This is a genomic window from Streptomyces sp. NPDC014991 (assembly GCF_043080665.1).
GTDB lineage: Bacteria > Actinomycetota > Actinomycetes > Streptomycetales > Streptomycetaceae > Streptomyces.
Window position 1 is genome coordinate 1 of record NZ_JBIBVY010000023.1, and the last position, 14674, is coordinate 14674.

The following is a 14674-nucleotide window of genomic DNA, read 5'->3' on the forward strand; positions in this document are numbered from 1 at the left end:
GGACGGACCGCCCCCCTGACACCGGCGCACCCCGCCTACGTGCTCTACACCTCCGGCTCCACCGGCACACCCAAAGGCGTCGTCGTCCCCCACGCCGCGGTCGTCAACCGGCTCCTCGGCATACAGGACGAGTTCGGTCTCGAACCCTCCGACATCTGCCTGTACAAGGCACCCGCCACCTTCGACGCGTCCGTGTGGGAACTGTTCTGGCCCCTGACCACCGGCGCCCGCATCGTCGTCGCCGACCCCGAAGGGCACCGGGACCCCGCCTACCTCGCCTCACTCATCCGCCGACACGCGGTGACGACCGTGCACTTCGTGCCGTCCATGCTGCGGGCCTTCCTCGACGAGCCCACCGCGGCCCTGTGCACGAGCCTGCGACGCGTCCAGACCGGCGGCGAGGCACTGCCGGCGGAGCTGCGCGACCGCACCACCGGCCTGCTCGGCGCCACCCTGAACCACCTGTACGGCCCGACCGAAGCCACCATCCACGCCACCACCTGGACCTGCGGGCGCCGCCCGGCCACCGGCCGGGACACCACCCGCCCGGTACCCATCGGCCACCCCGTGCGCAACGTCCGCGCCTATGTGCTCGACGCGGGCCTCGGCCCGGTGCCGCCCGGCGTCACCGGGGAGCTGTACCTGTCCGGCGTCCAGCTCGCCCGCGGCTACCTGGGCCGGCGAGACCTCACGGCGGAGCGCTTCGTCGCCTGCCCCTTCGGCGCGCCGGGAGAACGCATGTACCGCACCGGCGACCTGGCCCGCTGGACGGCCGACGGACTGCTGGAGTTCGCAGGCCGGGCCGACGACCAGGTCAAGATCCGCGGCTTCCGCGTCGAACTCGGTGAGATCGAGGCGGTGCTGGCCGGCCACGGCACCGTCGCCCGGGCCGCCGCCGTCGTCCGAGAGGACCAGCCGGGGCAGCGGCGGCTGGTGGCCTACGTGGCCGCGGCGCCGGGCGCCGAACCGCGCCCCGCCGACCTGCGGCGCCACGCCGCGGAGCGGCTGCCGGAGTTCATGGTGCCGGCCGCCGTGGTCGTGCTGGCCGCCCTGCCCCTGACGACCAGCGGAAAGCTCGACCGGCGCGCCCTGCCGGAGCCGGGACCGCTGTCCGCGGTGTCCAAGCGGCCCGCCCGCACTCCCGAGGAGGAGACGCTCTGCGGACTGTTCGCCGAGGTCCTCGGCCTGGTCGGCACCGGGATCGACGACGACTTCTTCGACCTCGGCGGGGACTCGCTCGCGGCGATCCGGCTGGCCGGCCGGATCCGGGACACGACGGGCATCGCCCTGTCCGTCCGGGACCTGTTCGCGGCGCCCACGGTCAGCAGCCTGATGGACCGGCTGCACCTCGGCGTCCCGGGCGACGCCTTCGACGTCCTGCTTCCGCTGCGGGCCTCCGGCGGGCGCCCGCCGCTGTTCTGCGTCCACCCCGCCGGCGGTCTGAGCTGGTGCTACACCGGCCTCCTGCGGCACCTGGGACCGGACCGACCCGTGTACGGGCTCCAGTCCCGCGGCCTGGCCCACCCCGAGGCGTACCCGGAGACCATGGAGGAGCTGGTCGCCGACTACGTCGAGCAGATCCGCTCGGTCCAGCCCACCGGCCCCTACCACCTGCTGGGCTGGTCCTTCGGCGGCCTCGCGGCCCACGCGGTCGCCGTCCGCCTCCGGGCCCAGGGCGACGACGTCGCCTTCCTCGCCCTGCTCGACTCCTATCCCCAGGACCCCGAGGTTCCCGCCCCGCCCGCGGACGAGCAGGAGGTCCTGGCCACGCTGCTCGACTTCGCGGGCCACGGCGAGGACGTCGCCGGCGGCGAACGGCTGCGGATCGACGACGTCATGGAGATCCTGCGCAGCGGCGGCGGCCCCCTGGCGGACATCGAGGAGCGCCGTGTCGCGGCTCTGGCCGACGTATACGCCAACAACAGGAAGCTCGCGTCGGCGCACGCGCCCGGCCGGTTCCACGGCGACCTCCTGCACTTCACCGCGACCGCCGACCGCCCGGACGGAGCACCCACCGCGGACGTCTGGGAGCCCGTCGTCACCGGGCACGTGCGGCGGTACACCGTGGACGCCACCCACCACGACATGTGCCGCCCCGAGCCGCTGGCCGAGATCGGCCGTGTACTCGCCGAGCGGCTGGACGCGGCGGACGGACCCGCCCGGTAGTGCCCCCCGGCCCGCGCCCCGGGCCCGCCAGCTCACAGTCCGAGGCCGGGAACGCCCCGGACCCCGTAGAAGGAAAGAAGAAGGAGCACGCCATGACCAATCCTTTCGAGAGCACCGACGGCACGTACCTGGTACTGGTCAACGACGAGGGTCAGCACTCGCTGTGGCCGTCGTTCGTGAAGGTCCCGGCCGGCTGGACGGTCGTCCACGGCGAGGACTCCCGGGACGCCTGCCTCGCCTTCGTCGAGGAGCACTGGACCGATATGCGCCCGAACAGCCTCGTCCGGGCCATGGACGAGGCCGCGTCCCCCTCCGCCCGTTGACTGCCGGACCCTGAGGAGACACCGCCTTGCTGACGTACCAGGAGCCCCCCATCGGCGGCGTCGAGGGCGTGACGGTGGAGCTGACACCGCAGGAGGCCGAACAGTTCCGCACGGTCGCCGCCGAGATCGCCGGCATACTGCCCCGCGGGGGCCCGGCCGGCCCCGGGCAGCTCGACGACCCCGGGCTGCTCGCGGAGATCGAGGTGGCGGCCCGCTGGCTCCCGCCGAGGCTGACCCGCGCGCTCAGTCGCTTCCGACGGGAGGGCAATCCGCACGGCACACTGATCGCGCGGAACGTACCGCTCGACGACGAACTGCCCCCCACCCCCACCGACGGCGTCGCTCCCGACTGGTCACGGCTTCCGCTCACGACCGTCGCCCAGCTCGCCGTGATGACCTGGCTCGGCGACGTCATCGCCTACGCCGACGAGAAGGCCGGCCGCCTGGTCCAGGACATCGTCCCCGTCAGGGGTGCCGAGCGGCGGCAGGAGAACAGCGGCAGTGTGATGCTCGAACTGCACACCGAGGACGGCTTCCACCCCTACAAGCCGGACTTCGTGACGCTGCTGTGCCTGCGCGCCGACCACGAGCGGCGGGCGCGCACCACCTGCGGCGCCATCACACGGGCGCTGCCCCGCCTGTCCGCCGAGTGCGTTTCCGTACTGCGCCGCCCGCTGTTCCGGATCAGCCACAGCAGCTCGTTCGGCGGACCCGGCGGCGGAGCGGCCACCGCCGTCTCGCCGCCGCTTCCGGTCCTGTCCGGGCCTGCCGCCACCCCCGAGCTCGTCGCCGACTTCCACGCCATGGAACCGCTGGACGAAACCGCGGCGCGCGCGTTCGACGAGCTGCGCGAGGCCATGCTCGCCGTGCTCGTGGGCACGGTCCTCGAGGCCGGCGACCTGATCGTCGTCGACAACCGGGCCGCCGTGCACGGTCGCACCGACTTCCGGCCCCGCTACGACGGGCGGGACCGGTGGCTGCGGCGCTGCTTCGCGGTCGCCGACCTGCGTCCGTCCCGCGCCGTCAGGGCCCCCGGATCGCAGGTGTGCGCACCGCTGCGACCGGCGGGCGGGCCGTGAGGGCCGTTCCCCGGGCCGGGGCGAGACCGCGGCGTTCGGCCGGGCGCGTCGACGCTCGGCCGACCGACGGCTTCGGCCGGGCGAGTACCACGCGGTAGGTCCCGCGACTGGCTGCCTGCCGGGTCGCGGGGCGCCGGTGCTGGTAATTGCGTTGTCGATCCGGTGAGGCCGAGGCAGCATCCCGGTCATGGGACAGCCTGCTGATGTGCTTCGCTCCGACCAGGTCGAACTACGCCGATGGCGTGGCGACGACATCGAGACCCTGCATCGGGTGATCACCGAGTCGCGTGATCACCTGCTGCCGTGGATGCCCTTCGCGGCCACCCACGACCGGAAGCAGGGGGAACGGTTCCTGGCCCACTCCGAGGAGCAGTGGACCTCGGGGCAGGCATACAACTACGCGATCACCTCGGGTGGAGTAGTGGTCGGCAGCTGCGGACTGCACCGCCGGATCGGACCTGGCGGTCTGGACATCGGGTATTGGCTCCATCACGCGTGGACCGGGAAGGGGCTGGCCACTATGGCCGCGGCTGCCCTGGTGCAGGCGGGGCGGAAGCTGCCGAGCACCGACCGCATCGAAATCCACCACGACGAGGCCAATCCCGCGAGTGGCGCCGTCGCCCGCCGCTTGGGCTTCACAGAGGTCGAACGCGCGCGGGTGCCGGAGGGGCCCGAAGCCCCAGGCGAGACGGGCGTCCGCGTCATCTGGCGCCTTCAACTGCCTCGTAACTGACGGGCGACACCGCTTCTCACCGAGTGCGGACAGCAATTGGTGAGAAGCGGCACCGCGGCTCGGTCGGTTCACCAGACTTGTTCTTGTTCCCCAACGGAAGGGTCGGCGAGCATGGCGAACAGCGCACTTCTGGTGATGGACGTCCAACGGGACATCGTGGCCATCGCCGACGACGGTTCCGGTTACCTGCCCCGCTTGCGCAGAGCGATCGACGGTGCCCGGGCTGCCGGCATCCCCGTGATCTACGTGATGATCGCGTTACGGCCGGGCGATCCAGAAGTCAGCCCTCGTAACAAGGTGATCACAAACGCCGTGCGGGCCGGCCTGTTCACCGAAGGTGCCGCCGGCACCGAGATCCATCACGACGTCGCGCCCCAGCAGGGCGACGTCGTGGTCACCAAGAGGCGGGGGAGCGCGTTCTCGGGCAGCGACCTCGAACTGGTACTCAGGGCCCGCGACATCGACAGCCTTGTTCTCACCGGCATCGCCACCAGCGCCGCGGTGCTGTCCACCCTGTGGCACGCCATCGACCTGGACTACGGCCTCACCGTCCTGGCGGACGCCTGCCTCGACACCGACCCCGAGGTGCACGGGGTCCTCACCGAGAAGCTGTTCCCCCAGTGGGCAGATGTCCTCTCCGTCGAGGATTGGCTCGAAGCCATCGCACCGCAATAGCGGGGGGGCCGTCCGGACCTCACCACGCAGAGCACTCCAAGGCCGGTACCGTACGGAGACCCCAACGGACCGTCACCGAGTCGGACGCAGCGGCAACATGGCGGGACCACGGGCGATCGCCGGTAGGCTGCGGCGATGCGCACGGTCGAGCTCCTGCTGGATGAGGCGGCGGACCTGGCGGTCCGGGAGGCTTGGCGGCGGCTCGCGGACGCGGGACTGCCCAGTCAGGCGCGCCACCGCTCACCCACCAACAGCCCGCACCTGACCCTGGCCACCTGCCCGGAGCTGACCGCACCGATTCGCTGGGAGCTCGCGGAGGTGGCCGCCGCCCTGCCGCTGCCGGTGCGGTTCACCGGCGTGGTCCGGTTCGAGCGGCCCACCTCGGTGCTGGCCTGGGCGCTGGACCTCGACTCCGCGCTGGCCGGCTTGCACCGCCGGGTATGGGAGGCGGTCGCATCGGACAGCCCACCCGAGACCCTCAACCCGTTCCACGAACCCGGACGCTGGAGCCCGCACATCACCCTCGGCCGGACCCGGTCCGCCGGTGCCTTTGCCGGCCGGCGGGTCCCCGAGCTGCTGCCGGCGCCACCGCTGTCGGCCCGGCTCACCACCTTGCGTAGCTACGACACCGAAACCGGCGCCGTGGAGATGCTGGAGCCCCGTTCCTGAGACGTCCCCGCCCCAGACGTACCGCGAAGTGGCAGCCTGCACGTCCCTACGTACGCGATCGGTACGGGATCTGTACGCGGCAGGGGTGCACGTGCGGCGGATCGCCCTCCTGGTCTTCGCCGGGAGAGACCCGCGAGTAGTGCAGCTACCCACGCTCACATCTTGCGTTCTGGGGTGCATCGGCGGTCCTGCTCGCCCGCTGACAGGCCACAAGCATCGGCAAGCCGACGCCTCGTGGAGACACGGTAGAGCGTGCGGCCGGGTCGGTGCGGAGGGTAGGCCAAGGCCAGGCGGGCTCGGGCGCCGCGGGCCGGTCGGGTGCCCGGCGCGTTGCGCGACCAGCGAATCCGCTGATACGACCACGGGATTCCGGGGTAGGCGGGCACCATGTTCTTCTTCAGTAACCGGGTCGGCTGCCTGGGTTCCCTGCTCATCAGCGCGGTAGCGACCGCCATTCTCTTCCTGATCTTCGCCCGTTGATCCAGATGCTCAGTTCCAGCGCATGCCGATGGAGGACGAGCTGCTTCACCCGCTCCGGTGTCAGCGTCGTGGCCCTGCGTCGCTGCCTCCCGATCCACGCCCCGAGCCGGTGCTACCCGTGGGTGCCCTTCGCGTCCGTAGAACTGCCGGGCGGCCTCTGCACCTGCGCACCTTGCGCGACCCGGTGGACGACACCTACCGCCGCCTGATGCACCGGCAGCTCACCGTGGAGAAGTCCCGTCACCGGCTCGCCCGCGCGAACTGCCACGGCGGCCGGGGCCAGATCCGCCAGGCGTACCGCGAGGGCGAGGCGGACCAGCTCGCTGTCCTCGGCGAGGCCCCCCGCCACAGGGCGAGGACCGGTACAACCTCTGGCAGACTGCGCGGCATGGGGTTGTTCAAGCGGGCCAAGAAGTCGGAGAGTGCTGCTCAGGGTGGGGACAGGACGATCTGAACACGCTGCTGCTGCAGGGCGAAGGCATGATCGACCAACTGGCTCGTGCGCACATGTCCTGGGGGCTGGGCTCGGCGGACCGCTGGGGCCTGGATCAGCGGACCGGCCTCATCACCTGGACGTTCGCGGACAAGACTGCGACGGCGCCCGCACAGATCCTCGGCAGTTTCAGCGCCGCGTCGGGCTCGTGGCTGTGGGCCTGGGCGAACTAGAGCATCCTTCCCGAGATGAGCCGCGACGCCCGAAGCGTCCGGGAGTGGGCAGAGGCCCACGATCACCTTGCCCTTGCCCAGCCGGAGATCGACGCTGACGAACAGGTCGCGGCGACCCTCGCGGCTCTGGCCGTCCGGGTCACCGAGGCGACCGGCTTCTATCGGGGCCCCGGAGGCCGTTCCGTCGCGATCATCACTTTCGGCCCGGTCACTCTGACCGCCGCGGACGGCAGCACGTCCACCTTCGACATCAATATCAACTAGGGCGTGTATCGAAAGTGCCTGGTGAGGATGACGGAGAGCCTATTTGTGATCAAGAATGATCGGATGGTCATGCTTGAGACTCCCCGTTTGATCCTGCGTCGCTGGCGCGAGGAAGACGTTGCGCCTATGGCTGCCGTCAATGCCGACCCCGAGGTCATGCGGTGGATCCGTGACGGCGGCGTCCTTGACGAACAGCAGACTCGCGGTCGGGTCCAGGCGTGGGAGAGCGAGTGGGAGTCACAGGGCTTCGGCCTGTTCGCCGTGGAGATCCGATCCACTGGCGAGCTGGCCGGGTTCGCCGGCCTTTCGGTGCCGATCTACTTGCCGGAGGTACTGCCGGCGGTTGAGGTCGGCTGGCGGCTGGGACGTTCCCACTGGGGGCAGGGCTTGGCCACCGAGGCCGCTGCGGCCGCTGTACGGTTCGGGTTCGAAGAGCGAGAGCTGGAGCGGATCGTCAGCATCGCTCAAGTGGGCAACGACGCCTCCGAACGGATCATGACCAAACTGGGGATGCATCCGGTCCGTGAGACCGTCAATCCCGCCGGTGGTCGGCGAGTACGGGTGTTCGAGTTGTCGTCGGACCAGTACGTCACAACCACTCGTTGATGGCCGCTACGAGGATGGTCGCCTCGTAGCGGACCGCGAGTTTGTCGAAGCGGGTGGCCACAGCTCGGTGCCTTTTGAGTCGGTTGATTCCACACTCGACCGCATGCCGAGCCTTGTAGTCCTCGGCGTCGAATCTGGACGGCCGGCCGCCGAGAGCGCCCAGCTTCTTGCGGTTACGTGCCTGGTCGGCCTTGTCCGGGATGGTGCAACGGATGCCGCGTCGGCGCAGGTAGGCGCGGTTCCTGCGGGAGGCGTACGCCTTGTCAGCCCTCACGCGATTGGGACGGACACGTGGTCGGCCGGGCCCGATGCGGGCACGCTCGCGCGGCGGGTTCACAACTAAGTTGCACCTGGCCGTCGAACGCGTCCGAGCCCGTGATCTCCGGGCTCGGTGAAGACACCTCCCGGTGGTTCCTTTTGCAGTTCACCCCGCTTGCGGGCGCCGGCCGCATGCTGGTGAGCGCGGCACACCGTGGAGTCGACGCTCAGGTTCCAAGTGATCGCACCCTTCGCGTCGGCCAGGGACTGGAGCCGGGTAAGGACCCGGTGCCAGGTGGCATCCCGCTGCCATCGGCGGAAGAGGTCGTAGATCCGGCCCCACGGCCCGTACTCGACTCACAGCTCAAGATCCACTGTCGACACACGGCCTGGGGCGGCGCCCCTGCTGAAGCCCCACACACCGGTCGTTCACGCAACGATCCGGCGGGCCGGGCCAAGAAGCCTTGGTCGGGTGGTCTCGACCGGATGGAGGCACGAGAGCGCGGGGACCTCTTCGGCAGCCACGAAGAAACCCGCACCTGTGAAAGATAGGCACCGAGCGGTCCTGCTCGCCTTGGCGGGAACTGCCCGACGAGCTCGGCTCGTTCCAGACCGCCCACGAACGGCTGATCAGGTGGGCCGTGGACGGCACCTGGGAACGCATCCTTGCCGTGGTCCTGGCAGCGGCCGAGGGTGCCGACGACATCGGCTGGACCGCGTCGGTGAACTCCACCGTCTGCAGGGCTCACCAGCACGCCGCCGGAGCCTGGAAAAAGGGGCTCCAGGCCGGGCCGAACCCGACGACCATGCGCTTGGACGCTCCCGCGGCGGCCTGAGCACGAAGGTCCACCTCGCCAGCGACGGCCATGCGCGACCCCTGGTCCTCCGCGTCACCGCAGGCCAGGCGGGCGACGCTCCAGCCTTTGAGACCGTCATGGCCGGCATCCGTGTTCCGCGAAGCGGGCCCGGAAGAACGAGGACCCGACCCGATGCTGTGCTGGCGGACCGCCCGTGCGATCCGAAGTCACCTCCGGCCGACGCGGAATCCGCGCAGTCATCCCCCAGCCGTCCGACCAGATCGGCCACCGTCTGCGGAGAGGTCGCGCCGGAGGTCGCCCACCGGCTTTCGACGCCGAGGCGTATCGGCAACGCAACGCGGTCGAACGATGCATCAACCGGCTCAAACAGTGGCGCGGCCTGGCCATGCGAACGGACAAGCTCGCCATCGCCTACCAGGCCGCACTCCACCTCGCCTCCATCCTCATCTGGGCACGACGGTGACGCGAAGCGACGGCCTTTCAGTCGTAGAAGAAGAGCTCAAGGTCCTCGACGGATCCCGGCCCGGTGAGGAAGCCCTCAGCCTTCGCGATCTCGTCTTCCAGTGGCAGCTCACCCTTCAGGAGTTGCCGCATCCAGATTTCTCCTTGCTCGCCGACCGCGTAGATGCCAGACAGCAGCTCGGTCATGCCCGCAGGGTGCGGTGGACGACGCCCGGCGACTGGCTGGAGCACCCATCCGCCTGATCGGGCCGCGAGCCGCAGCACCCCGGCCCAGTTCGCGATCCTCCCGATGCGTACGTGCCACGAGTCCTCGGTGAACGGGGGATTCACCCGGCCGCAGACGGCCATGCACGGCCCCTGGCGCTGGCCGTCACCGTGGGCCAGGCGGATGACGCGCCCGCCTTCGAGACGGTCATGCCCCGCATCCGGGTGCCCAGAGGCCCCGGCCGGCCTCGCACCCGCCCGACCATAGTTCTGGCCGACCGTGCCTCCTGGGACCAGGTGTTCACCGCTTGCGATCGGGGCTCCACTCGTAAGCTCCTGGGGCCGTCTCGATGACTTCGCGGGGCCAGGTCAGCCGGACCTGTTCCAAGCGCCCACGGTGCTCGGCGATCCAGTCTCCCCGGAGTCGAGTTCCGAGGGCCGTCGTAAGGCGGTCCGGGTCGCTGACCCGGATCGACAGCCAACTGTCTTCGTGCAAGTGGAAGTCGAGACTCAGGCCGCGATCTCCGCCGATGCTGACCGTCTGGCCTGTCCCCAGGTTGGACAGTTCTTGCTCCCAGGAGTCCAGGTCATGCTGGAAGAGGTAAAGGTCGAGCCGGGCGTCGACGAAGCTCGCGGAGACGAGCACGTCCGCGTGCAGAATGTCGTGGCCGGTCAGCGGCCGAGGCGCCGCCGTGGCCGCCGCCGACCCGCCCGGCCGGCGGGGTGGCGTACCGGCCCTGCCAGCTCATTGCCGCTTTCGCCTCGCTCGTCACTCTTGGGGCCTTGGTTGTGAGCTTCATGGCTCACCGGCATCAAGTGGCGCGTGCGGCGGCTCTGGACGTTCGTGAGGGGCGTGTCGAAGCCCGGGAAAGTGCGCTGGAGCAACAAGAGCGACGCATCCAGGCGTCGATGATCGAGGTACATGCGAACGCCTCCCGGTCATCGCTGCATGATGGCTGGGTGACACCGCGGCTCACGATCATGAATCCTAGCAATCAGCCCATCAGAGGCTTGAGGGCGAACTACCGCGGTGAGGCGGTGCCCGACGTGGTCGGTTCGCTCGGGCCAGGAACTACACGCTCGTTTCCCCTCCCGCCGACAGGGAGCGCTGCTCACGCGCACCTGGTGCTTCATCAGGTCACAGTGATCTTCACCGATGCTGCGGGAACCCGTTGGCTCCGAGACGGCGGTGGTGGCCTGCACAAGGGCGTCCGGAGGGCAGACGGCGAATGGGAGTGGATGAACCGCGAAGATCCGGTCATCACTGAGTCCAGGACGAACGACTACCCTCCAGCTCCTCAGGAGCCCCCCCACCCCCGACCCGCCCCTTCTTATCCGTCCCCGCTGCATCGGCTCCGACTGCCGTATCGCCACAGCACCAGGCGTCGCCGACTGATGTGGCTGGGAGCTGCAGCAATGATCGCACTTGCAGCGACCTTGGCAGTATCGCTCGCACACCGGTGACAGGGTCGGTCCCAAAGGCGCCGGACCGGGGGCTCGGCCAGTGATGAGCGACCTCCCGCCTTCCCGCGCAATGCCGGGCGCCCAAGCAAAACACTCAATGGGCGCCTGAGGCACTCAGTCACAGCTGCCCAGTCATTGGCTGGTGTGATCACCCAGCGTTGTTTGCGAGCGGCTGCGAAGGAGAATCAGGTCCTGCGCCCGGCGGTGCGCGCCACTGGCGAGTGCGGGACCACGCTTCGCGAGTGAGCCCCGTTCTGGTCATCGCTCGTGACGACGACCGCACCATCAACGACTCGCTCGCCTCGGCCCGCACCCGCAACCACAACCGCTACGCCCCCTACGACATGACCGCCGCCGCGGCCCGGCTACGCGGCCGCCGGGCCGCCTGTCACCGGGCCGCCACGCCAGCGCACCGCCGAGACAGCCCCGCCGCACACACCGAGTGGACCACGCGCGAGGACGAACGCACCCTGGACGCCGACCACGCCTGGTCGGACCTGACACCGTCTGCCTGCTGACTCTCGGACCGGACGCCGACAAACAGCTCGCCGCTCATCACCACCCGCTACGCCGACAAGGCCGGCGCACTGGTCTTCGCCTGTCTCCTCTACCTCAGCGGCGAGACGGCAGGTCAGCTTGTCCGGGACAGCGTCCCGGACAAGCGCCCGACCAGGGCGAAAGCCGGAAGTTCTGTCCGGGACAGCCCATGTCCGTTGCTGCTCCGGAAGAACGGGCCACAACATTGATCACGCCCGGCGCTCTGCCGCCGGGCGGTTCGTAACTCCATCGACCGAGGTGACCAGTGCGCACACCGTGCCCCGCGCGGCGTCCGACGGCCGTGACGGCGGTCGGGGATCGCCGGCTTCACGGTGATGTCCTGTCCAGTGGTCTCAGCGAAGGGAAGAAGCATGAGTAAGGCAGCAAAACTGTTGGCGGTGGCCGGAGTGGTGGCCGGCAGCGGGCTGATCTGGGTGAGCCCGGCGACGGCGCAGACGTCCTTACCGACGGCGGCGACCATCCAGGCGCTGCCCGCCGGCACGGCGCTGTCCCCGGCGCAGGAGATCGCTGCGGGCTGCTCCAAGGGCGGCTTCGGCCAGTCGGTGGGCTTCGCGACCTGCCCCAGCAGCTTCGGCAAGTTCAAGGTGCGGGTGTGGTGCACCTGGGGCGGCAGCGGACTGAGCGAGTCGTGGCGCACGAACTACAACTCCGCGGGCTGCAGCCTGGGCAGCGTGCACACCGAGTCCAACGGCATCGAGATCATCAGGTACTGATCCGAGCTGAGCCAGGGTCTGTCTCCTTGGTCAGTGTCGGGTCCGGATGAGGATGCCCGCGAGGTGGAGTGCGGCCTGGTAGGTGATCGCGAGCTTGTCGGTTCGTGTGGCCAGGCCGCGCCACTGCTTGAGGCGGTTGATACACCGCTCGACGGTGTTCCGCTGCTCGTACGCCTCGCTGTCGAAACCGGGCGGACGGCCACCGAGTCGGCCTCGCCGCAGGCGGTGCCCGACTTGGGCGAACGGCTGAGGGTGACCGCACGGATGCCCTGGCGCCGCAGACAGCTGCGGATGGCACGTGAGGAATACGCACGGTCCGCCAGAACGGCCAAGGGCCGGGTCCGCGGTCTGCCTGGGCCGGTTCGGGGCATGCGAATGCGGGACATCACCGTCTCGAAGGCGGGTGCATCACCTGCTCGGCCTGCAGTGACAGTGAAGGCGAAGGGGCGTGCGCGGCCGTCTGCGGCCAGGTGGGCCTTGGTGCTCAGTCCGCCGCGGGAGCGTCCGAGCGCGTGTGCGGCGGGCTCGCCGGAATGGGCCGACCCTTTTTCGTGCTCCGGCCGCGTGCTGGTGGGCCCCGGAGCCCACCGACACCGTCCAGTCGATGTCGTCGTTGGCGTCCGCCGCCGCCGGGACAGCGGCAAGGATCCTCTCCCAGGTGCCGTCGATGGCCCATCTGATCAGCTGCTTGTGAGCGGTCTGAAATGAGCCGAGCTCGTCGGGAAGACCCCTCCAGGGCGAGTTGGTGCGGTACTTCCACGTGATGGCCTCAAGAGTGCGGCGGTGGCCGGCCCATCGGCTGACCGGATCGGCCGGCATCGACGGCTCGATCCGGTCCCACATCGCATCGGTGATTGGCCGAGCCAGGGCCGGACCGAGGCGAGGGCCGGCCAGGGCCCTGATCGTGTTGACTGCCCCCGGCAGGCAGTGCTGGAGTCGGCACGTGGACAGCATCCCCGCCAACCGGCGGCTCTGGAACCAGATCAGCAGCGCTTACCAGCACGAGCACGACCCGCAAATCGGCGCCACACCCCGGCTGTGGGGCATGTACTCCATCCCCGACGTGCACCTGCAGGCCCTGGGCGACGTCACCGGAAAGCGCGTCCTCGAACTCGGCTGCGGCGCCGGCCAGTGGTCCAGGGCGCTCGCCGCCGAGGGCGCCACCGTGGTCGGGCTCGACCTGTCCGAAGCCCAACTCGTCGCAGCGGACCGCGCGATGGGAGCGGCCCGCTACCCGCTGGTTCAAGGCGCCGCCGAACAACTCCCCTTCGCCGCCGACAGCTTCGACCTGGTGTTCTGCGACTTCGGCGGGCTCAGCTGGGCGCCCCCGCACCTGGCCGTCCCGCAGGCCGCACGCGTCTTGGTCCGAGGCGGGCGCCTGGTGTTCAACGTCGCCAGCCCATGGTTCGAAGCCTGCTACGACGAAGCCGCCAGCCGCGTGACCAGGACGCTGCAGCGGGACTACTTCGGGCTGAACACCATCGCCGAAGACGACGGCGCGACCAGCTACCAGCTCACTTACGGCGACTGGGTCAAGGTCCTGCGCGGCGCGGGTCTCATCATCGACGACCTCATCGAGCCGCGGCCCGAACCCGGAACACCCAACGGCTACAACGAAACCGACCCACCCGACTGGGCACACCGCTGGCCGGCGGAACTGCTCTGGGTTACCCACAAACCGTAAGTTCCGCCGCGTCGAGACGATGGCATCCCCTCACCGGACAGGCCCTGGTGCCGCTCAACAGTCCAGATGGCGCTTGGCGAGCCAGATGGCCATCTCGGGATCGTGGTGGTCGAAGAACAGGGAGCGGCCCGTGTCGAGGGTGGCGATCCGAGCCGCCTGCTCGTCGGTGAGCCGGAAGTCGAACACGTCGATGTTCTCGGCCATGTTCTCGGCCATGCGGTCGGCGCGCACCGACTTGGGGATGGCGACGACGCCGCGCTGGGTCAGCCGGCGCAGCACTACCGTGCGACCGACTTGCCGTACTCCTTGCCGATCTCGGCCAGCAGCGAATTGGTGAACAGGTCGTTCCCGCCCTCGGTGAAGCCGTCCCAGGACTGGATCTGCACCCCGTGCCCGCTCAGGAGGGCCTGGTAGTCGGCGCGCTGGAAGAAGGGGTGGGTCTCGATCTGGTCGACCTGCGGGGTGATTTGTTGTTGACGATCAGGTCGATCAGCCGGTCGGGGTAGAAGTTGGCGACGCCGATCGCCTTGGCTGCTTGGCGGGGGGAGTGACCCCGAACGCTGCCGCGGCCCTTGCCCCGCCGATCGCGGCGTGGGCCGCCGCACACCGCGACTTCGGGTTGTTCACCACCGCCGCCGCCGCTGACCGTCGGCTCGCCGCTAGGGTGCCGTGCCGTTCCTCCATGTCCCCGTAGGAAGGCTCCCGTTGAGCACCCCGCCGCCCCCACACCCCGCCTGCCAGCCGCCCCAGGGGCCGTACCCGCAGACGCCGGGGCCGGGTCCGTACCAGCAGGCGCCGAGCCCGTACCCACAGGCACCGAGGGCCTTTCCGTCGGCTGCCCCAGGGCCACGG

General features: G+C 70.0%; 12 protein-coding genes and 7 pseudogenes. 14 read left to right on the plus strand and 5 right to left on the minus strand.

Annotated elements, in window-relative coordinates; all coding sequences use genetic code 11:
- The 9 genes and pseudogenes from ACF1BE_RS28680 to ACF1BE_RS28720 form a co-directional block, all read left to right on the plus strand.
- Positions 1 to 2166, plus strand: a 2166-nt coding sequence (locus tag ACF1BE_RS28680; RefSeq protein WP_392201914.1) for an amino acid adenylation domain-containing protein, incomplete at its 5' end; no start/stop codon positions are given.
- Positions 2167 to 2258: 92 nt separating this feature from the next.
- The gene (locus ACF1BE_RS28685; protein ID WP_392201915.1) at positions 2259 to 2489 is read left to right on the plus strand and encodes an MbtH family protein; all 231 of its coding nucleotides are present in this window, start codon (positions 2259 to 2261) and stop codon (positions 2487 to 2489) included.
- A 26-nt stretch (positions 2490 to 2515) separates the two neighbouring features.
- Complete coding sequence (locus tag ACF1BE_RS28690; protein WP_392201916.1) at positions 2516 to 3568, plus strand: TauD/TfdA family dioxygenase; 1053 nt, start codon at positions 2516 to 2518, stop codon at positions 3566 to 3568.
- Between the two features lie 187 nt (positions 3569 to 3755).
- Positions 3756 to 4301 carry a GNAT family N-acetyltransferase gene (locus ACF1BE_RS28695; protein ID WP_392201917.1) on the plus strand — a complete coding sequence of 182 codons (546 nt, stop codon included), beginning with the start codon at positions 3756 to 3758 and terminating at the stop codon, positions 4299 to 4301.
- Between the two features lie 111 nt (positions 4302 to 4412).
- Entirely contained in the window at positions 4413 to 4976 is a 564-nt protein-coding gene (locus ACF1BE_RS28700) for a cysteine hydrolase family protein (RefSeq protein ID WP_392201918.1), read from the plus strand.
- 135 nt (positions 4977 to 5111) lie between these two features.
- On the plus strand, positions 5112 to 5645 hold the full coding sequence (locus ACF1BE_RS28705) for a 2'-5' RNA ligase family protein (RefSeq protein WP_392201919.1): 534 nt from the start codon (positions 5112 to 5114) through the stop codon (positions 5643 to 5645).
- Between the two features lie 631 nt (positions 5646 to 6276).
- Positions 6277 to 6459: pseudogene (locus ACF1BE_RS28710) on the plus strand (Tn3 family transposase); the annotation flags it as partial.
- A gap of 173 nt (positions 6460 to 6632) precedes the next feature.
- Positions 6633 to 7055 (plus strand): annotated as a pseudogene (locus ACF1BE_RS28715) (DUF6882 domain-containing protein).
- A gap of 69 nt (positions 7056 to 7124) precedes the next feature.
- The gene (locus ACF1BE_RS28720; RefSeq protein ID WP_392201999.1) at positions 7125 to 7661 is read left to right on the plus strand and encodes a GNAT family N-acetyltransferase; all 537 of its coding nucleotides are present in this window, start codon (positions 7125 to 7127) and stop codon (positions 7659 to 7661) included.
- Here ACF1BE_RS28720 and ACF1BE_RS28725 read toward each other — a convergent pair.
- Positions 7645 to 7935, minus strand: coding sequence for a transposase (locus ACF1BE_RS28725; protein WP_392201920.1), 291 nt, complete (start codon positions 7933 to 7935; stop codon positions 7645 to 7647). The genes ACF1BE_RS28720 and ACF1BE_RS28725 overlap by 17 nt on opposite strands.
- 544 nt (positions 7936 to 8479) lie before the next feature.
- Here ACF1BE_RS28725 and ACF1BE_RS28730 point away from each other — a divergent pair.
- Positions 8480 to 9200 (plus strand): annotated as a pseudogene (locus ACF1BE_RS28730) (IS5 family transposase); the annotation flags it as partial.
- Between the two features lie 17 nt (positions 9201 to 9217).
- Here the strand turns inward: ACF1BE_RS28730 and ACF1BE_RS28735 are convergent.
- On the minus strand, positions 9218 to 9385 hold the full coding sequence (locus tag ACF1BE_RS28735; protein ID WP_392201921.1) for a hypothetical protein: 168 nt from the start codon (positions 9383 to 9385) through the stop codon (positions 9218 to 9220).
- A 138-nt stretch (positions 9386 to 9523) separates the two neighbouring features.
- Here ACF1BE_RS28735 and ACF1BE_RS28740 point away from each other — a divergent pair.
- Positions 9524 to 9688 (plus strand): annotated as a pseudogene (locus ACF1BE_RS28740) (IS5/IS1182 family transposase); the annotation flags it as partial.
- A 16-nt stretch (positions 9689 to 9704) separates the two neighbouring features.
- Here ACF1BE_RS28740 and ACF1BE_RS28745 read toward each other — a convergent pair.
- Positions 9705 to 10082 (minus strand): annotated as a pseudogene (locus tag ACF1BE_RS28745) (DUF5959 family protein); the annotation flags it as partial.
- 1027 nt (positions 10083 to 11109) lie between these two features.
- Here ACF1BE_RS28745 and ACF1BE_RS28750 point away from each other — a divergent pair.
- Positions 11110 to 11385, plus strand: coding sequence for a hypothetical protein (locus tag ACF1BE_RS28750; protein ID WP_392201922.1), 276 nt, complete (start codon positions 11110 to 11112; stop codon positions 11383 to 11385).
- A 390-nt stretch (positions 11386 to 11775) separates the two neighbouring features.
- Positions 11776 to 12138, plus strand: a complete 363-nt coding sequence (locus tag ACF1BE_RS28755) for a hypothetical protein (RefSeq protein ID WP_392201923.1) — start codon at positions 11776 to 11778, stop codon at positions 12136 to 12138.
- Positions 12139 to 12168: 30 nt separating this feature from the next.
- Here ACF1BE_RS28755 and ACF1BE_RS28760 read toward each other — a convergent pair.
- Positions 12169 to 12981: pseudogene (locus tag ACF1BE_RS28760) on the minus strand (IS5 family transposase).
- A 100-nt stretch (positions 12982 to 13081) separates the two neighbouring features.
- Between ACF1BE_RS28760 and ACF1BE_RS28765 the strand changes: the two are divergent.
- Positions 13082 to 13822: a class I SAM-dependent methyltransferase gene (locus ACF1BE_RS28765; RefSeq protein WP_392201924.1), complete on the plus strand. Its 741-nt coding sequence runs from the start codon at positions 13082 to 13084 to the stop codon at positions 13820 to 13822.
- 54 nt (positions 13823 to 13876) lie between these two features.
- On the opposite strand, the pseudogene ACF1BE_RS28770 reads toward ACF1BE_RS28765, so the two are convergent.
- A pseudogene (locus ACF1BE_RS28770) lies at positions 13877 to 14354 on the minus strand (aldo/keto reductase); the annotation flags it as partial.
- Positions 14355 to 14674 lie beyond the last annotated feature (320 nt).